The organism is Microbulbifer maximicatervae (SeqCode), assembly GCF_052466985.1.
In genome coordinates this window covers 2,234,070-2,252,880 of record NZ_CP174298.1, presented here as the reverse complement: position 1 = coordinate 2,252,880, position 18,811 = coordinate 2,234,070, and the positions used below count along the sequence as shown (strand labels likewise).

Here is an 18,811-nt window from a genome sequence, read left to right as displayed (position 1 = left end):
TGAGACTTCTTCAGAAAAAAGACCTGCATGATCAAAGGTTCTTTAAAACTGTTTAGAGAATAAGATCGTGAATTATAGAATAATACTTGGAGAAAAGTGTATGGCTTCCATTAGCAATTTATAGCTACTGGAGGTTAGTATGAGCTACACCGACTACTTTCGTTATCCTCATACAAAAAATGAAATGAAGCAATTTTATGCTTCCGGTATAAATGAAGTTGATGTTTCTATTAAAATTAGAGGGCGTCGACATCCTAAGTGTTTGCCCAATTCTTGGGATGATTATTATCGCAGTAATATGCGGCTCAGGAATTGGAAGGCTTATCGAAAGCAGCAATGGAAGTAGATGGTGCCAAGCTTTAGTAAATCAAATCAAACAGACGCGCTAAAGCACATATGTGTTTGAATTGTTATATTTTTAAAAAGGTCGGATGAAATATAGAGCATTATTTGCGGTAGGTTTTTTGTTGGGTGTGTAGTTCCGATTTCTTGGTGGGTTGTGATTTTTACTCAGCTGAGTGGTTTGATAAAATCAATCATATTGGTTGTCGCTGCTTTGATAATGATAACTTCGATGTTTATTTCAAGTAAGGAAATAGACGAACCGTTTCGGTTTAGTAAAATTTACAAAAGCAGATGGAAACCCAAGCTTAAACGTTTTCAACATTTTGGTGTTTTATCACTAGGAATCAATACTCCTATATTCATGTGGGTTGTTTTTTCAATTGTTTGGAGTAAAGCATAACAAATTGCTGAATCCTATGTTCTGCTCGCTTTGTGCTGTAGACCAAAGCAGCTTTATCCCGGTGATGGCCTGAGTAAAGCGTTGCACTTATGAGTAGCTCTATGCTACAACTCAGATGTGTGTAATCGAGAGGAATAAAAGATGATGAGTTCTTTGGAAGTAGCAGAGTATTACTTCAAACTCTCAAACGAAAGTAACTTTGATGAAATCACAAAACTATTTTGTGAAAGCTCCACATTCAGGTCAGGAAAAGGAGATCTATTCTTAGGTGTGAATGACATCATGTCTATGCAGAGACTTCATCATGGTATGTTTTCAAAGCTTGAGTGGGAAGTATGCAGTGTTACAGAAACCAAACCCGGGATAGTTCATTTCAACTTTAACTTTACAGGTGAAACACATGCTGGAGAGAAAGTAGAGTATTCCGGTTTGGAAGATGTGGTTGTATATGGCGGTAAAATTCAGCATGTTCAAATACAGCGCCTGTAATACCTTATAATCCCATGTCATGCAATCTATTTTTTTGCTGTATGCATGGGTCAAAATCAGGCAAGTGAAACCATTTAAGTTAAAGCATGAAGCTTTGAAAAGCTGGCCTCGTTTTGCCGACAAAAAAGCCTCCAACTTCATAAGTCAAGTGTTTGAGGTGTTAATAAAAAGACTAGCTTGCTTTTAGTAGGTATCCGGTATCGTTAGGTTTAATTGGGAGTTAATAGAAATTTCTGCGGGGAAGTCTTTCACCCGTTAAAGCTGGAGAAGTGTTTAAAGTACTTCTCCAGTTTTTCTTAGGCTGCCAATCAGCATTTCGCAAATTATTAGCTCACAAAGTGATGGTGTTCTGCTAAAGAATATATGGTTTATGGGTTGATTAGATGTAGCCTAATCAATCCATACCCTGGTATAAACCCGCTTCTGATCCGGAGTATCAATAAATCCATCCCGATCATGTAGGACTTTGGTGTTGTCAACGAAGACCATATCTCCAGAGTTCATGTAGAAGCTTAATGTATTCTCCGCACTGTTTAATTCCTTATCTAGTATATCCAGAGCCTTAAGTACTTCTTTTGATAAAGGCTGGTTCACGCGCTGATGGCCTTTCTCAATCCAGTACCGCATATAACGAATACTGAGCTTTTCGTTTGAATATTCGAAAATAGGAAAACAGTTCTCAAGTATGCTTTTTATGTTTTTGTTACTGCCTGGAGTAACTAAATCTCTAATATAGTTGTTATACAGGATCTCTAGTTTTTGTGGAGCAGTTTTTCGCAAGTTTTCATGAACTTGAGCCGCAGAAACGATTTTCGATTTTCCACCTTCAACTGCCGGAGTAAGGCAGCATAATCCAAGTATCTTTGGTTGTACGGTACGTTGTGAGCTATCAGTATGGACGCCAGTGGGTGCATTTGTCTGGGACACAGGAATAGCTTCGCTAGTGTAGTCTTTTCCTGTGTCGAGAATCCCATAAAGCCGGCCATAAGTATCTATAGTATTGCCCATTGCCAGGCTAAGCTTTAGAAATAGTAGGTTAAGCGTTGGCTTCCTTAATGATTCCTCGCCTTGTATCCATGCCACACCACTACCATGCTCTATTTCATTTTTTATCTGGTTGGCAAGTTGGTCGAACTCAGGTGTGGCAACTGATTCTTGGGTCAGATTTTCAATCGGGTTGTTTTGTTGTTTGGCCCAGCTCTCCAATGCCTCGACTTCATATTTCCAGTTTGAAGGCCACAGAAACTTCCAGTTGGAAGTTGCGTTCATATCATTAGCAGTCCAGGCTTGAGCTTGAACTACTTCACTTGGGGCTAAGTTAGTCATTTACTTGCACCTTAAATAATACGTGTAGTGGATAGCCGGCTAGTGGTGAGAAAAAATCTGGATCTAGGTCGAGGTGCTCTTGAGTCACTGAGAGTTCTTGAACAGTTGGTAGGGATTTAAAACCAGCTTGTGCCAGAGCATCAAAATAGTGTGAAAAATTTTTATGCACACATCGCACTGAAACTGGTTTTCCATCTCTGCGCCATATTTTTCCTTCAAATGTTTGATCTATGCCATCTAAATAAGTCAAGTTGCCGTGTTGAAAGTAGAATGGAGGAATTTCTTCCCTCATGAATGGAAGGCAAGGGTGAGGCACTGTAAAAATAAATGTGCCCCCTTTATTTAATAGACTCTTGACTTTACTAATGACCTTTTTCATTTCTTCTATGGTTAGATAGTTGAAAAGAAATACAGCAATAGCATGGTCAAACTTATCTCTAGGAAATTCTGTAAATGTAACGGCATTTCCAACTGCATATTCTGCTTTCGTCAAATTTCCGGCAGAAGCTGTTTCCTTTGCCTGGGAAATCATCTCTGAGGAAGAGTCAACACCAAAGATTGAACCTGCTCCCTTGTCGAGCAGCATCCTGGATACATAGCCTTCACCGCAGCCCATATCCAATATGTTTTTCCCGGAGATATCTCCGATTGCTTCCAAAACTTTGGGGCGAGCAGTGAAATCACTGAGTAGGATTTTCTCAGAGCGGTTCCAGCTGTGAGCTTGTTTGTTATAGATGGTTTCAGTTGATAGTGGTAAGTTCATCCCGAACTGCTCCTTCAATTTTTGGGATAAAGTATGCTATGCAGTGATGTGTGTATTGGTGTTTACTACATGGCTGGTGAAATTTTAGGTATTTGCGGCTTTAATTATTTAAGTTTAACTGCTGTTTTGATAAGGCTAGCATTTTAAATATATAAAGTTAGTCGTTACCAGGAAATCCACTTGGTGTTTTTTTGTATTCTGCAGCTTGTTTTGCGTGGGCATGCTGGCAGTTTTTTATTGTTTGATTTTGTTGCTTGGTTAAGTGTGCAAAGCTGGAGGAGGAGCCTCAAAGTCTTTTTGTTCAGATAGAATATTTATAGCTCACATTTTATTTATATTATTCATGCCGCTCAGGCTAGCAGTACTTTTGTTTTTGGAATTGATATATGTCAAATAAAACTAATTTTTTGGGGTTGAATTTAATGGATTAAATTCGCTTTAAGATGCTGTTTGGGTAGGGGGTAATGTAATCAGGGATATGTTTTAGCTTGTTGTATTCAATTCTCTTAGGTTGGATTGCAGTGCTTGATTAGCGGCGCCTCTAGTTCCCCATATTCTTGGCGCCTCGATTCTTAGGTTAATTTTTTAGAATATCTCTTCCTTAGCTAATCTGATGTTGTTGTGGTTTTGATCCTGTTGGCGTCTAGGCATCTTGTTAAGCGTGATTTGATATGAGAGCAACCGCGATTGATTCTGTCGTTTTTTGCGATATTTTTAGTACTTCAGCAATGCGGAAGATTTTTTCGGATGAACAGCGTGTTCAGCGCTATCTCGATGTTGAAGCGGCGCTGGCCAAAGTACAGGCCCGGTTAAAAATAATCCCTACAGAGGCTGCAGAGGACATTACTCAACACTGTGACGCCAAGCAGATAGATTTTGTAAAGCTTAAGGAGCAAACGGAGCTGATTGGTTATCCGGTGCTGGGTGTTGTAGAGCAGCTAGTGTCACTGTGTAGTCGAGATTTAGGTCAGTGGTGTCATTGGGGGGCTACTACTCAAGATATTACGGATACGGCAACCGTCTTACAGATTAGGGCGGCGCTTGAAATTGTTGAGACGGAGGTCAATGCAATCGCAGATGCTTTAGCAAGCCTGGCCAAGCGTTTCAGGGATACGCCTATGATTGGGCGCAGCAATCTTCAACAAGCGGTACCTATAACGTTCGGCTACAAGGCGGCAGTTTGGTTGGCTGGTATTCATCGCCATCAAACGCGCTTAAGAGAGATAAAGTCTAGGGCGTTTGTAGGGGAATTTGGTGGTGCGGCGGGTAATCTTTCTTCCCTGGGGCATCAGGGGCTAGAAGTTCAAAGAGGAATTATGCAGGAACTCGATCTCGGAGTCCCTTGTATCGCCTGGCATACGATGAGAGATCGCGTTACCGAAGTGGCTTGTCTATTGGGGCTGATTACTGGCACCTTGGGAAAAATAGCCCTCGATATAAAACTAATGGCACAGACAGAAGTCGGGGAGGTGGCGGAGCCTCTTATATCTGGCCGGGGTGCGTCTAGTACAATGCCCCAAAAACACAATCCTCTATCAGCAGTTCTTATCAGCGGTACTGTCCCAGTGGTTAGACAGCAGGTTGCCTCTTTGCTGGAAGCGATGGTTGAAGACCATGAGCGGGCTACGGGCCCGTGGGAGATAGAGTGGATTGTTCTGCCGGAAATATTCTGTCTTACCGCATCGGTATTATCCCAGGCACGTTTTGCGCTAGAAGGACTTCAGGTATTTCCAGAAAAAATGATGCGAAACTTGGAAATGACTGGAGGTTTAGTGCTCTCTGAGGCTGTAATGATGGGACTGGGACCGAAACTGGGGCGTGAGAATGCCCACGATTTGGTTTACCAGATTTGCTGCCAGGCAATGGAGACGGGTCGTCCTTTTTCTGACTTGTTAAAGGAAGATAGACAGGTGTCGGGGGCTCTCTCTGATGCGGAGTTAGATCAACTTCTTGACCCTCATAACTATCTTGGATCATGCGGGGAGATGGTTGATGCAACGCTTGCTGGAAAAGAGCGCTGACTCAGTAACCTGCCGTTTCCCAATTGTCAGTGCTAGCTGCTGTGGATTGATTCTTGTGTCCGCTGCTCTTAATGCAAACTCTCTAAGATTAGAGTCTAAATATTTATCTTGGCTGGTTGTTATTTTTTCAGTCAACTATTTTATTTTTAAATAGATACCTGAAGAAAATGTAGGTTATTTATTTAAAGATAAGGATTCTAGAGGCGAGCGTAACTTAAAAATTAACACAATCAAGAATCGATGCTTATTACTTGTGGTGTAACATATACAGTAATTTATTCGGTTCATGTTGTATTTAAGTGGTGATCTGAGGGGGGGGATGATGGGCAGGTTTAAACTGGCATTGGCACAGTTGCCGTCAGTGAAAGGAAATATAGAACGCAATATTGAGTCACATATCCATGCTGTAAAAGTCGCAGTAAGGAAAAAGGCCTCTATTGTGGTGTTTCCTGAACTTTCTTTAACTGGTTATGAGCCGGATCTGGCTGAACAATTAGCGCTTAAGATCGACGATCCACAGTTAAGCCCTCTAGCTGACTTGGCAGCTGACAGTGATGTTTGGCTAGTTGTGGGTGCGCCTATTCGTCAGAAGAATGGTATTGCGATCGGTTCGCTCGTATTTTCTCCTCAGGGTGAGATTTCTGTTTATTTGAAAATACATTTGCACCCAGGAGAAGAAAAATGGTTCGTTCCCGGATCTGAATATCTATCACTGAACATCGAAGGTGAGACCGTAGCTCTGGCTATTTGTGCAGATGTGTGTAACCCAGGTCATGTTGCCACCTATGAAAAGCAGGGGGCTTCAGTTTATGTGGCAGGGGTATTGATTACTCCGATGGGATACCCGGAGGATAGTCAACAGTTGGCAAATTATGCTTTAGAGCACAATTTATTGGTGGCTATTGCGAACTTTAATCAGCCGACGGGTGGTTATTCCACAGCCGGCTGTAGTGCAGCTTGGGGCCCCGAAGGTGAGATTGTCAGTGCGAGTGATACAGCCAGCCAACTAGTTTGCGTTGAGCGCGATGATGAAGGGTGGTGTTCGGAGATTGTATCTCTTTAATTGTGCAGCTCTATAAATGGTAGTTGCCAATAGCTCCCCTCATTGACTCGCTTCCAGCTCTGCTACTAAAGCTGTCACCAATCCGGCTGCGGGCAGGGCTCGTGCGAGAGGGGCTCCTTGTCCGGCCCATTGAACGGCATATTCGTCATTGCCCGCTTTTGTAGCTGCCTGAGCCAGGTCTTTGCCCGCGGAGTAAGCGATCGGGTAATCCGGCAGAGGGGGAGCGCCCTTACTTAGCGCTTTATAGAATTGGTTGCTGATACCGCGAGCGGGGCGCCCGGAAATATTGGCGGTGATCTCTGTGTGCTGTGCGCGCTCACTTTGCAAGGCGCTGCGGTAGCTGTCGGAGGCCGCAGATTCCGGACAGAGGACAAATGCGGTTCCCATTTGCACGGCACTAGCCCCGAGAGAGAGTGCAGCGCGAATGCCGGCGCCATCCATAATGCCACCCGCAGCAACGATTGGTAGGCTGCTGTGGCAACACAGCAATCGCACCAAGGCCAGAGTTCCAATTTCCTGGTCGCCCTCTGGGTGGAAGACCCCCCTATGCCCACCAGCTTCAATACCTTGGGCAATTAAAACATCGATACCAGCATCCTCAGCAAGTTTGGCTTCTTGAGGGGAAGTTGCCGTGGCCATCAAGATAATCCCTGCACCTTTTAGTGCGGCGATAAACTCTTCTGACGGTAGGCCAAAGTGGAAGCTGACAACCGGTGGCTTTTGCTCGAGCAAAACTTCCAGCATGGCCTTATTGCCGATAAATGTTGAGTAGGGTTCATTGATCAGCTTGGGAACCGGTGCATCGAAGGCGGCAAAATGTGGGGCGAGATGGGAAAGCCAGGCTTGCTCCCGTTGGGGATCTTTTGTTGGGGGCTGGTGGCAAAAGAGGTTTACATTGAAGGGGTGCTCGGTCTGGTCGTGAGTACAACGAATTTCATCTGCGGCTTTTTCTACTGAGCAGGCGCCGAGTCCAAGTGAGCCGAGTCCTCCTGCATTGGATACAGCGGCGGCGAGAGCGGGTGTGGATACCCCGGCCATGGGTGCTGCAAAAATGGGATGGGAAATTCCGAGTTTTTCGAGTAATGGATTCATGGCCCTACCTGTGAGTTGCGCTCCCCTTCTGGGCCACCTTAGTGCAGATTGTGCGAGGTAGCTATACCTCGCAGGCGTTACTGCTGCAAAAGTTTTTGGGGAGCGCGAACAGCAATCCTAGGTGGATTGCTTACAGGTGCAGGTTGAAACCGATGTATGGTCCTTTGATTTCAATATCGCTCTGCAAGTCGTCGAGCTCTTCCAGGTCGAGAGTCATTACGCGGTAACCTGCTTCGATAGCAAAGTCGACAGCCGGTACAAAATCCCAGCGCAGTTTAGCTGTCAGGTCGGTATGGGTATCGCCACGGTAGGCCGTTGCATTGCCTTGGGCAATTACAGACCAGCCGGTAAATGGAAGGTCAAAGCGCGCCATGCCATAGGCCATTGGCAGGTAGCCCGTGAGGTCGACAGTCTCTGCCTGGGTATCGCTCACTGCGGTAAATTCACCGTCATACATACGCGCAGTTAAACCGACATCCAAGTTTACCCAGTTGTCCAAAATTTCGTAGTAAAGGGTGGCGTCGGTATGGGTGAGGTTCAGATCTGTGCGGATTTCTGAATTGGCAGTGAAGGTTTCATCATCAAAAGTAACGGAGGTGGCCAGGGTATCGTCACCGTCGGTATCGATATTACTGTGGGCCAGAAGCACATTGGGCACCAGGGGAATGGGGTGTTCCAGGGCAACCTGCAGGAAGGTAATGTTATCTTCCGAGAGGGACAGGTTATCCAGCTTGTATTCGTCGGTACCGATATTACCGCTATAGCCTGGCAGCCATGCGCCGGCAGTAGCATCAAGGCCGAGGATAGTATCTGCGCTTGCGGTGCCGCAGGCGAGGAGGGTACTCAAGGCAAGTGCGGATTTCTTCATTGACTTCACTCCGTGATGAATTTGTCGCGGAGTTTACAGATAAATTTTTCCCGTGCCGTGGCTAAGTTGCACATTTTTACAAATCTTTAACCTTTTGCACTGGTAAAAATGGTGCGTTTGGGTATTGCCTGTTAGTAAATTGGTCGCTTTTTTCCTGCCTCTCTTAAATAGCTGCTTCGAACAACATCTGTTGTAGCGCGCTGGCGGGATTACTCAATGTTCGGCCTCGGTGACTGATCACGCCAAGGTTTCGCAGTACTTGCAGCTTTTTGACTGGCAGCACTGCCAGGCTGCTGTCCACCAATGTGTGGGGCAGAACACTCCAGCCGAGACCGACACAGGCCATCATCTTAATGGTTTCCAGATAGTTGGTTGCCAGCTTCGCGGTGAGTTTTAACCCCTGGGCATCAAACTCTCTTTTGATCAGGCGCCCGGTATAGGTATTCATATCCGGCAGTATGGCGGGATAGTTGGCGAGGTCGGTGAGTTCCAGTTCCGGTAGCTTTGCCAGGGGGTGATCCGGGGCCGCCACCACAACACAGGGGTCGGGCCAAATCACTTCGGCATTCAGGTGCGGATACTCCTTAAGTGCCAGGGTGACCACGGCCAATTCATATTTGGCGGCCATCAGGGCTTCGTAAGCTTGTTCTGAGTCGACAAAATCGATGTCCAAGGCAACTTGTGGATAGCGAAAGCTGAACTCTTTCAGCACCGGGGGTAGGTGATGCAGACCCACGTGGTGGCTGGTGGCGATACGCAAGCTGCCGCTGACCGAGTTGCTCAAAGCGCGCAATTCCCGCTCGGTGTCGCTGATTTCATTAAGTATATGGCGGGCGCGGGGCAGCAGGGCGCGGCCGGCATCGGTGAGCTGCAATCGCCGTCCAATACGATCGAACAGCGGGGAGCCCAGTTGCTGTTCCAGGGCGGCCAGGCGCTTACTCATCGCGGGCTGGGTCAGGTGCAGCAGCTCGGCGCCTTCAGATACCGAACCCTGTTCCGCGATTGCCAGAAATGCCCGCAGCCACTGTAGTTCCAAGCTGTTTCCCCTGAAGCGGTTTGTCGATAAAGGCTCAGATTGAGCCGCTGGATAAATGGCAGAGACGCCAGAAGATGGATATTACCCCAGTTTGGCTTTCGAATTCCATTTAGGAATACTTTGGATAATAAATATAAATTGGTGTTATTTGGCGGGGCTGGGTAGACTCAGGCTCTTAACTACTGAGAGGAATGGCTGTGGCAGGGCAAACACTCTACGACAAACTCTGGCAGGACCACCTGATCAAGAACTGTGATGATGGCTCCTCACTTATCTATATCGACCGCCACCTGATTCACGAGGTGACCTCCCCCCAGGCGTTTGAGGGCCTGCGTCTGGCCGGTCGCAAACCTTGGCGCAAGGATTCGCTAGTCGCCACTCCCGACCACAATGTGCCTTCCGAGGCGGCCGAGCGCGCCGCTGGCGTCAGTGGTATTCGCGATGATATCTCCCGAATCCAGGTGCAGACCCTGGATGAGAACTGCCGTGACTTTGATGTAGTCCAGTTCGGTATCAATGAGCCGGGGCAGGGTATTGTGCATGTGATCGGGCCTGAGACAGGTGCGACACTGCCGGGTATGACGGTGGTTTGTGGCGACTCACATACCTCCACCCACGGGGCACTCGGCGCCTTGGCCCACGGTATTGGCACTTCTGAGGTGGAGCACGTGATGGCTACTCAGTGCCTTACCCAGAAGAAAATGAAGAATATGCTGGTTCGCGTCGACGGCCAGCTGCGCCCAGGTGTCACTGCAAAAGATGTGGTGCTGGCGATCATTGGTAAAATTGGCACTGCTGGCGGTACCGGTTTTGCGATTGAATTTGGCGGCGAAGTGATGCGCAACATGTCCATGGAAGGCCGTATGACCGTGTGCAATATGGCCATTGAAGGCGGTGCTCGCGCGGGGATGGTGGCGGTAGACCAGATCACTCTCGATTACGTGAAAGGCAAGCCCTACGCGCCGAAAGACGAAATGTGGGATCGCGCAGTTGAGGCCTGGAGCCATTTGCACTCCGATGACGATGCGGTATTCGACGAAGTCGTGGTATTGATCGGTGAGGATATTGAGCCGCAGGTCAGCTGGGGCACTTCCCCTGAGATGGTGGCGCCGATCAGCGCCCAGGTGCCTACTCCCAGTGACGAGAGCGATGCCACCAAGCGTACGGGCATGGAGCGAGCGCTGGAATATATGGGGTTGAACGCCGGGCAGAATATCAGCGATATCAAACTGGATCGCGTATTTATCGGCTCCTGCACCAACTCCCGAATTGAAGATCTTCGCGCAGCGGCAGAAGTTGCCAAGGGTCGTTACAAGGCGGATAGCGTCAAGCAGGTGCTGATTGTTCCGGGCTCCCAGGCCGTAAAAGCCCAGGCTGAGCGTGAGGGGTTGCACGAGATTTTTGTTGAAGCCGGTTTTGAGTGGCGCGAACCGTCCTGTTCCATGTGTCTGGCGATGAATGCGGACAAGCTGGGGGCGGGAGAGCACTGTGCTTCCACCTCCAACCGCAACTTTGAAGGGCGCCAGGGTTACGGTGGCCGCACGCATCTGGTGAGTCCCAGTATGGCGGCAGCGGCTGCAATTGCCGGCCACTTTGTCGATGTGCGAGAGATGGCACCGGTACAGCTGGAAGAGGAGATGGCCTGATGAAAGCGTTTACCCAGCACGAGGGTCTCGTGGTACCGATGGATCGGGCCAATGTGGATACCGACCTGATCATCCCCAAGCAGTTCTTGAAATCCATTAAGCGCTCTGGCTTTGGCCCGAACCTGTTTGATGAGTTGCGCTACCTGGATGAGGGGGTTCCCGGGCAGGACTGTTCCGGCCGTCCGCTCAATCCGGACTTTCCCCTTAATTTCCCCCGTTACCAGGGTGGTTCAGTGCTGATTGCACGGGAGAATTTTGGCTGCGGTTCCAGCCGTGAGCATGCGCCCTGGGCATTGGAAGATCACGGCTTCCGCGCAATTATCGCGCCCAGCTTTGCCGATATCTTTTTCAATAACTGTTTTAAAAATGGTCTTTTGCCGATTGTCCTGGCGGAAGATGTCGTGCATCAGTTGTTTGAGGAAACACACGGGCAGGAGGGCTATGCGCTCACCATCGACCTGGAACAGCAGCATGTGCGCAAGCCCTGTGGCGAGCTGATTCCATTTGAAGTGGATGCTTTCTACAAGCACTGTTTGCTAAATGGTCTCGATCATATCGGTCTGACCCTGGAGCACGCCGACGATATTCGCGCTTATGAGCAGGCGCGCCGAGAGAAAGCCCCCTGGCTTTTTGATGCGGTTCAGTAATTAAAGGAAATTCCTGTGACGAAAAAAGTAATGATTCTGCCGGGTGACGGCATTGGTCCGGAAATTGTTGAACAAGCCATGGCGGTGCTGGAAGTTGCATCGGGAAAATTCAATCTGGGGCTCAGTTTTGAGCAGGGCCTGATTGGTGGCTCGTCTATCGATGCCCACGGTGAGCCTCTGACCGACGAAACTCTGAAGGCGGCGGGTGACTGCGATGCGGTGCTGCTCGGTGCGGTAGGTGGCCCCCAGTGGGATACCCTGGAGCGGGAAATTCGCCCGGAAAAAGGCCTGTTAAAAATTCGCAGCGGCCTGGGCCTCTACGCGAATCTGCGCCCGGCAATTCTCTACCCGCAACTGGCCGATGCCTCTTCGCTAAAGCCTGAAGTGGTCGCCGGCTTGGATATTCTGATTGTGCGTGAATTGACCGGCGGCATTTACTTTGGTGAGCCGCGCGGTATCAAGACACTGGAAAATGGTGAGCGCCAAGGCTTTAACACCTACGTGTACAGCGAATCAGAAATCGAACGCATTGCCCGCTCTGCCTTTGAGGCGGCACAAAAGCGCAATGGCAAACTCTGTTCTGTAGACAAAGCCAATGTACTGGAAGTGACAGTGCTCTGGCGCGAGGTGTTGGATCGCCTGGCTCCGGAATATCCCGATGTAGAGCTGTCCCATATGTACGTGGACAACGCGGCGATGCAATTGGTGCGGGCGCCCAAGCAGTTTGATGTGATGGTAACTGGCAATATGTTTGGCGATATCCTCTCCGATGCTGCCGCCATGCTTACCGGTTCCATTGGTATGTTGCCCTCCGCCTCCTTGAACGAAAGCGGTTTTGGTCTTTACGAGCCGTGCCATGGCTCCGCTCCGGATATTGCAGGCCAGGGTATCGCCAACCCGCTGGCGACTATTTTGTCTGCTGCCATGATGTTGCGTTATTCCCTCGATATGAACGAGGCGGCAGATGCGATTGAAGCAGCAGTGAGCAAGGTGTTGGAGCAGGGTTTGCGCACTGCCGATATTTATACCGACGGCTGCCAGAAAGTCTCTACCGCAGAGATGGGCGCTGCCGTTGTAGCCGCACTTTAAGTTTCGATTCCACTATCGCGCCGCTTTCCCGGCGGCGCACTTTGACCACCTCACATACAGGACACCGCAATGCAAAAAATAGGTTTTATCGGCTGGCGCGGCATGGTCGGCTCGGTATTACTGGAGCGCATGCGAGCAGAGGATGACTTTGCCCATATCGCCGAACCGGTTTTTTTCTCAACTTCCAACGCCGGAGGCACGGCGCCGGACATCGGCAGGCCCCTGCCGCCACTGGGCGATGCTTACGATATTGATGCACTGAGCCAGCTGGATGCGATTGTCAGCTGTCAGGGTGGTGATTACACCAAGGAAGTTTTTACCCGCTTGCGCGAGGCCGGTTGGCAGGGTTACTGGATTGATGCGGCTTCCAGCCTGCGAATGCAGGATGATGCTGTGATTGTGCTGGACCCGGTTAATCGCGATGTGATTAATCGCGCGATTGATGCCGGGCAGAAAAACTTTATCGGTGGCAACTGCACCGTGAGCCTGATGTTGATGGCTCTGGGTGGGCTGTTTAAGGCGGGCATGGTCGAGTGGGTTACCGCCATGACTTACCAGGCGGCCAGCGGTGCCGGTGCGCGCAATATGCGCGAATTGATTTCGCAGATGGGTGCGCTGCGCGATGGTGTGGCAACAGAGCTGGCCGACCCCGCCAGCGCCATTCTGGAGATTGATCGCAAAGTAGCAGCAGATATGCGCTCAGCAGAATTCCCCACTGCAGAATTTGGCGCGCCACTGGCGGGCAGTTTGCTGCCCTGGATCGATACTCAATTGGAGAGTGGCCAGAGCCGCGAAGAGTGGAAGGCGCAAGTTGAAGCAAACAAGATTTTACAGACCGAAACCCCGATTCCTGTGGACGGCACTTGCGTACGTATCGGTGCCATGCGCTGTCACAGCCAGGCTTTCACCATAAAATTGAAAAAAGATTTGCCACTTGCCGACATTGAACAATTGTTAAATGGTGCCAACGACTGGGTGAATGTAGTGCCCAACGAGCGTGAGGCTACGGTGCAGAATCTGACGCCAACAGCAGTTACCGGAAAGTTGGATATTCCTGTCGGTCGACTGCGTAAATTGAGCGTTGGTCCAGAGTACTTAAACGCCTTTACTGTAGGGGATCAGCTGCTATGGGGCGCCGCAGAGCCCCTGCGTAGAATCCTGCTGATTTTACTCGGCAAACTGTAACTGGTACGGACCTGAGTAAGTCCTCTACTAAGAGTGGAAATAGGCCACTTTAGTGGAGGACTTTTTGCCAAGCTGTGAACTTCTTCGCGTAAAAAACGGCTACTGTTTGTCATAGCGCCTTTTTCGAATTTTCCCCACGGGTATAATCGCCCCTCATTTTCCCTTTCCAATTCAATGAAGTGATTTGCCATGTCCGAAGCCACCCGCGAACTGGTCATTGTCGGTGTTGATAACGCTGCCTTTGGTCCCCTGCTGGAAGTACTCGAAGAGCGTGAAGTAATTTCCGCCGAGCAGCTGAGTTTGCTGGAGACTGACGAACGGGAAGTAGACCCCCAGGTATTTGCCAATCGCAATATTCCGGTGGAGTCCCTGGAGAAATTTACATTTAACGATAAGCAGGTCGTAATTCTGCTGAGCGCCGGCGAAGCCGTTGAAGCCGCCATGGCTGCAGCAGAACAAAATGGCGCCTGGATTGTAGACGTGGCCAACAATACCCGTGGCGATGAAAGTGTTGCCCTGGTACATCCAATGTTTAACAGCGGTGAACTCGCTTCTGTCGAGCGCCGCGTTGTTGCCCTGCCAAGTGCCGGCGCCTCCATGGTGGCGGAAGCCCTGGCGCCCCTGAAAGATAAACTGCAAGCGGTAGAGGTACAGCTCAATCAGCCGGTGTCTGCTCTGGGCAAGGCCGCAATTGATGCTATGGCGGCACAAACCGCGCGGATGTTTAGTGGCCAGGACGCAGAAATTGATCCTGAAATTGGCCACCGATTGGCATTTAACCAGCTCAGTGCCTGCGAGGCTCTGCTTGCCAGTGGCCACACCCTCAGTGAGCTGACTTTAGTTCACGACCTGCGCCGTTTATTCGGAGATGCGGTAGCAGTCGATGCCAGCATCAATACGGTCTCTGTTTTCCACGGTCAGCTAGCTAATTTGGGTGTCGCTTTAACTGAAGATGTCGATCTGGAAAAAGTGAGTGCGCTGCTGGCAAATGGCGCTGGCCTCAAAATGGCGGAGCAACCCTCGGCAGAAAGTGCGGTGGGTAGTGACGTGACAATCATCGGCCGTTTGCGCCAAAGTCTACTCAACAAGCGACAGTTAAATCTTTGTGCGGTGTCTGACAACCTGCGTAAAGATGTAGCAATAAACTGTGCACAAATTGCCCACTTGTTGCTAAAAAACTACTGATATTTAATACTTAGCGGCCATAGTGAAGGTGTAATCTTAACTTTGGCCTGGCTGAGACTGGCGAAAAATTCGCCATAGTTGGCGGCTGCCTAAACGGCGGCTAATTAGTTGAACGATTACCGTTCAGTAATGGGGATATTCTGAAGGCGCGCTTTTCGGAAACCCTGGGAAGGTTCTAACAATAAAGGGAATCGGATATGCGTGTGCGTAAGTTGGCACTTGCAGTTGGTCTAGTCGGTGCACTGGGAAGCAACGCGGCTCTGGCGCTTGGACTAGGTGAGATCAAGCTCAACTCGACCCTTAACCAGCCTCTCGATGCGGAAATCGGACTGCTGCAGACTCGCGGTTTGGAAGATACCGAAATTAGGGTTCGCCTCGCAGGTCCTGAAGAATTCGAACGCGCTGGTGTCGAGCGCTCTTACCTCCTTACTTCTTTAAGTTTTGAAGTGGACTACTCCGGTGGCAAGCCGGTTATCCGTATTTCCAGTCGCGAAGCCATTCGCGAACCTTTTTTGAATTTCCTGGTTGAGACTCGCTGGCCCAGTGGCCGTCTACTGCGCGAATATACGCTGTTGATGGACCTGCCGGCGTTTTCCCCAACGGCTGCGCAGCAACCCGTGCGCGCAGCTGAGCGCGAGCGGCAGCAAGTGCGTCGCACAGCCCCAGTTCAGCAGCCCCAGCCTCGCACAACACCGGCCCCGGCTGCTCGTCAGGCACCGGCCGAGCCAGCCCCAACTGAAAGAGCTGCACCAGAAACTCGCGAGCCCGCTCGTCCGCAGCCACGCTATACGGCTACAGACACCAGTGAAAGCGACAGCCAGGTATATGGCCCGGTAAGTTCCTCCGATACATTGTGGGAAATCGCGCTGCAAAATCGTGCCAGTCGCGAGTTCTCTGTTCAGCAGACCATGCTGGCGATTCAAAGGCTGAACCCGGAAGCCTTTATTAATGACAATATCAACCTGTTGAAGAAAGGCGCCGTACTGCGCCTGCCCAACACTGAAGATTTGCGCACTCTGACTATGACGGAGGCGATTTCTGAGGTGGCCCAGCAGAATGACTCCTGGCGTCAGCGCTCCGATGTGGAAGTGGCTACCGGCGCACCGCTGGATGCTCGTGCGGTTGAGGAGGAGTCCTTTGTCAGCGAAACGGTTGAAGGGCGCGTTAGCCTGGCCGCTCCGGGGGACAATGAGTCCGTTACCTCCGGTTCTGGAACCGGCACTGATGACAGTGAAGCGCTGGAGGGCGATCTCACCGTAGCCGAGGAAGAGCTGGATAAATCCAAGCTCGAAAACACTGAATTGCGTGAACGTATCGCCGAGCTCGACGAGCAGATCGATACCATGGATACGCTGATTGATGTTTCCAATGAGGAACTGGCTGCGGTGCAGGCCGCCGCGGAGCAGTCAGACGTGTTGCTCGACCCCACTGAGGCGGATGGCGTTGAAGTAGAGTCTTTAGATGACAGCCTGACTGTTGAAGACAGCGAAGAGTTTGATGTTGCTGCTGATACGGAAGAAGAAACTGTTGAAGCCGAACCGGCTCCAGCAGAGACGCGTAATCGTGTAGTTGAAGTTCAAACCAAGCCCAAGCCAACCTTTATGGAGCAGCTGGCCGATAACGGAATGTTGATTGGCCTGGGTGGTGCGGGTCTGCTGGCCGCTATATTTGGATTGTTCACCTGGCGTCGCCGCAAGGCTGAACAAGAGGCGCAGCAGGAACTTGAACAGCAGATGGCTATGGAACAAGAGCCGCTGGATATTCCTGAGGATATCGCCGAACCCGATGAAACTCTCGCTGCAGTTGAGAGCATGGAGGCAGACGATACCTTCGATCTGGGCGATCTCGGCGATGTAGGCACTGATGACCCAATTTCTGAAGCGGAGATTCACCTGTCCCTGGGACAGTATGAGGAAGCGGAAAGCAAGCTGCTGCTGGGCCTGGAAAAGGACCCGCAGGTAGTCGACGCGCGCCTGATGTTGATGGAGGTTTACGCCCACAACCAGGACGTTGAAAAGTTTGACGATCACTACCGCCAGCTGCTTAGCATCAGCGACGGTCCTGCTGCCGATCGCGCTGCTCGCCTGCGTGAATCCATTGCTGGTGCGCCGGATTTTGAAGCCCCAGCTATGGGTCTTTCCAATGAGTCCTTCGAAGCGGCGCAGCTCGACGATATCGGCGCGGCCCTGGACGATGACTTCACCAGCGCCGAGCCGGGGCTGGTTGGTAGCGGTGACGCGCTGGAGCCCGATACCTCTCTTCTCGATGACCTGACCATGGATCTGTCATTGGGTGAGGAAAGCTCTGATTCTGAGCAAGAGCTGTCCCTGGACCTGGAGTTGGATAGCAGCTTTGAAGAGCCGTTGCAGGCGAGCGCAGATCAAAGCGAGTCGCTGGATACTGAGTTCAATCTGGATGATTTGGACCTGGACAGTGCCCTTGATGGAGACAGCCAGGGAGTTACTGCTGAAGTATCGGAACCAGAAATTGAAAACGACTTAAATCTTGATGAACTTGATTTGGGTGAGTTGGACCTGGGTGATCTGGGCTCAAGTAATCAAGAGCCCGCTTTGATTGAAGACGATTTGGGGCTTGAGCTTTCTGATAACACAGAAGAGAGTGTCGATGCTCCAATAGAATTCGATACCTCTGAGTTGGATCTGGATTCCCTCGACTTGGAGCCGGCGGCAGAAGAAAACTCTGAGGCCTCAGTTGAGGCCCAGCTGGAAGAAAAGGCAACTACAAGCGGTGGTTCCGTTCCGGGCCTGGATTTTGAGCTGGATCTTTCCATGATGGAGGAAGAGATTCAGCCCCAGAAAGAAGAAGAGACTTCGGTTGAGCTGGATACGGCCTTTGAATTGGATGATGCTCTGGAGCTGGATTCCGTTGACAGCGGTTTGAGCGAGGAGATCTCCCTGACAGAAGGAGTCTCCTCTGCCCAAGAGCCTGCAGAAGAGTTATCTATGGATGACTTCTCTGAGGGTGATCTGGAGATGATCGGCGGCGACTTGGATTCCGATCTGGATCTCGACGGTATCGATCTGGATGATATTGCTGCGGATCTCAACGCAACTGAGCAGCCCTCGGCAGAGGTAGCCGCGGCCAGCAGTGAGCCGGCAGCAGATTTATCCCTCGATGCTGACCTGGATACTCTCGATGCGGCAGGTATGGAGCTGGCCGGGGCTAGCGACCTGGACTTCAATGCGGATGCAATCGAAGAGGAGTTCTCCCTGGAGGATGAGCTGGCTCTCATCGATGAATCCACTGAGGGTGATTTGACTCTTGAGCCAGAACCCCTGGTTGAAGCTAAGCCTGAAGCGATAGAGCAGGTTGAGGCGATTGTCGAAAAGCCGTCAGATTCTGACTTTGGTGACCTCGACTTCAACCTGGAAAGCGACCTCAATTCAGAGCTGAGTTTGCTGGAAGGCGGCGATGAGATGGCGACCAAGTTGGAGTTGGCTCAAGCTTATATGGATATGGGTGACGAAGAGGGCGCTAAGGATATCCTCAAAGAGGTCGCCCAGGATGGTGGCGGTGAACACAAAGACCGCGCCGAGGAAATGCTGGAGCGGATGGTGTAAGCTAGCAGCGTATTCCGTTTTTGAAAAAACCTCGCACTGGTTGCGAGGTTTTTTTATTTTTACCGGGAAGTTTCC

At 50.3% G+C, this 18,811-nt stretch carries 15 protein-coding genes; 10 read left to right on the top strand and 5 right to left on the bottom strand.

Annotated elements, in window-relative coordinates; genetic code table 11:
- Window positions 1-139: 139 nt before the first annotated feature.
- Window positions 140-346, top strand: coding sequence for a hypothetical protein (locus tag ACJJI3_RS09960; RefSeq protein WP_444942314.1), 207 nt, complete (start codon window positions 140-142; stop codon window positions 344-346).
- Window positions 347-886: 540 nt separating this feature from the next.
- Complete coding sequence (locus ACJJI3_RS09955; protein ID WP_444898083.1) at window positions 887-1,234, top strand: hypothetical protein; 348 nt, start codon at window positions 887-889, stop codon at window positions 1,232-1,234.
- A 390-nt stretch (window positions 1,235-1,624) separates the two neighbouring features.
- On the opposite strand, the gene ACJJI3_RS09950 is transcribed toward ACJJI3_RS09955, so the two are convergent.
- Window positions 1,625-2,560, bottom strand: coding sequence for a TauD/TfdA family dioxygenase (locus ACJJI3_RS09950; protein ID WP_444942313.1), 936 nt, complete (start codon window positions 2,558-2,560; stop codon window positions 1,625-1,627).
- Window positions 2,553-3,323, bottom strand: a complete 771-nt coding sequence (locus ACJJI3_RS09945) for a class I SAM-dependent methyltransferase (RefSeq protein WP_444927224.1) — start codon at window positions 3,321-3,323, stop codon at window positions 2,553-2,555. Before ACJJI3_RS09945 ends, ACJJI3_RS09950 begins: the two co-directional genes overlap by 8 nt.
- 671 nt (window positions 3,324-3,994) lie before the next feature.
- Here ACJJI3_RS09945 and pcaB point away from each other — a divergent pair.
- On the top strand, window positions 3,995-5,344 hold the full coding sequence (pcaB, locus tag ACJJI3_RS09940) for a 3-carboxy-cis,cis-muconate cycloisomerase (protein WP_444942312.1): 1,350 nt from the start codon (window positions 3,995-3,997) through the stop codon (window positions 5,342-5,344).
- Between the two features lie 322 nt (window positions 5,345-5,666).
- The gene (locus ACJJI3_RS09935; protein ID WP_444942311.1) at window positions 5,667-6,407 is read left to right on the top strand and encodes a carbon-nitrogen hydrolase family protein; all 741 of its coding nucleotides are present in this window, start codon (window positions 5,667-5,669) and stop codon (window positions 6,405-6,407) included.
- A 39-nt stretch (window positions 6,408-6,446) separates the two neighbouring features.
- Here the strand turns inward: ACJJI3_RS09935 and ACJJI3_RS09930 are convergent, their stop codons facing one another.
- The 3 genes from ACJJI3_RS09930 to ACJJI3_RS09920 form a co-directional block, all read right to left on the bottom strand.
- Entirely contained in the window at window positions 6,447-7,499 is a 1,053-nt protein-coding gene (locus ACJJI3_RS09930) for an NAD(P)H-dependent flavin oxidoreductase (RefSeq protein ID WP_444942310.1), read from the bottom strand.
- Between the two features lie 130 nt (window positions 7,500-7,629).
- Window positions 7,630-8,367 carry a TIGR04219 family outer membrane beta-barrel protein gene (locus ACJJI3_RS09925; protein WP_444942309.1) on the bottom strand — a complete coding sequence of 246 codons (738 nt, stop codon included), beginning with the start codon at window positions 8,365-8,367 and terminating at the stop codon, window positions 7,630-7,632.
- A 163-nt stretch (window positions 8,368-8,530) separates the two neighbouring features.
- Window positions 8,531-9,403, bottom strand: a complete 873-nt coding sequence (locus tag ACJJI3_RS09920) for a LysR family transcriptional regulator (RefSeq protein ID WP_282931865.1) — start codon at window positions 9,401-9,403, stop codon at window positions 8,531-8,533.
- A 197-nt stretch (window positions 9,404-9,600) separates the two neighbouring features.
- On the opposite strand from ACJJI3_RS09920, the gene leuC reads away from it, so the two are divergent.
- The 6 genes from leuC (at window position 9,601) to ACJJI3_RS09890 (ending at window position 18,736) form a co-directional block, all read left to right on the top strand.
- Window positions 9,601-11,049 carry a 3-isopropylmalate dehydratase large subunit gene (gene leuC, locus ACJJI3_RS09915; protein WP_444942308.1) on the top strand — a complete coding sequence of 483 codons (1,449 nt, stop codon included), beginning with the start codon at window positions 9,601-9,603 and terminating at the stop codon, window positions 11,047-11,049.
- Window positions 11,049-11,696, top strand: a complete 648-nt coding sequence (gene leuD, locus ACJJI3_RS09910) for a 3-isopropylmalate dehydratase small subunit (protein ID WP_108732431.1) — start codon at window positions 11,049-11,051, stop codon at window positions 11,694-11,696. The genes leuC and leuD overlap by 1 nt, the downstream gene beginning before the upstream one ends.
- A 30-nt stretch (window positions 11,697-11,726) precedes the next feature.
- Complete coding sequence (gene leuB / locus ACJJI3_RS09905) at window positions 11,727-12,785, top strand: 3-isopropylmalate dehydrogenase (RefSeq protein ID WP_369974284.1); 1,059 nt, start codon at window positions 11,727-11,729, stop codon at window positions 12,783-12,785.
- 69 nt (window positions 12,786-12,854) lie between these two features.
- On the top strand, window positions 12,855-13,970 hold the full coding sequence (gene asd, locus ACJJI3_RS09900) for an aspartate-semialdehyde dehydrogenase (RefSeq protein WP_444942307.1): 1,116 nt from the start codon (window positions 12,855-12,857) through the stop codon (window positions 13,968-13,970).
- 189 nt (window positions 13,971-14,159) lie between these two features.
- A complete protein-coding gene (locus ACJJI3_RS09895) occupies window positions 14,160-15,155 on the top strand; it encodes an Asd/ArgC dimerization domain-containing protein (RefSeq protein ID WP_444916531.1) in 996 nt (331 codons plus the stop codon).
- Between the two features lie 197 nt (window positions 15,156-15,352).
- Window positions 15,353-18,736, top strand: a complete 3,384-nt coding sequence (locus ACJJI3_RS09890) for a motility hub landmark protein FimV (RefSeq protein ID WP_444942306.1) — start codon at window positions 15,353-15,355, stop codon at window positions 18,734-18,736.
- The last annotated feature ends 75 nt before the right edge of the window (window positions 18,737-18,811 follow it).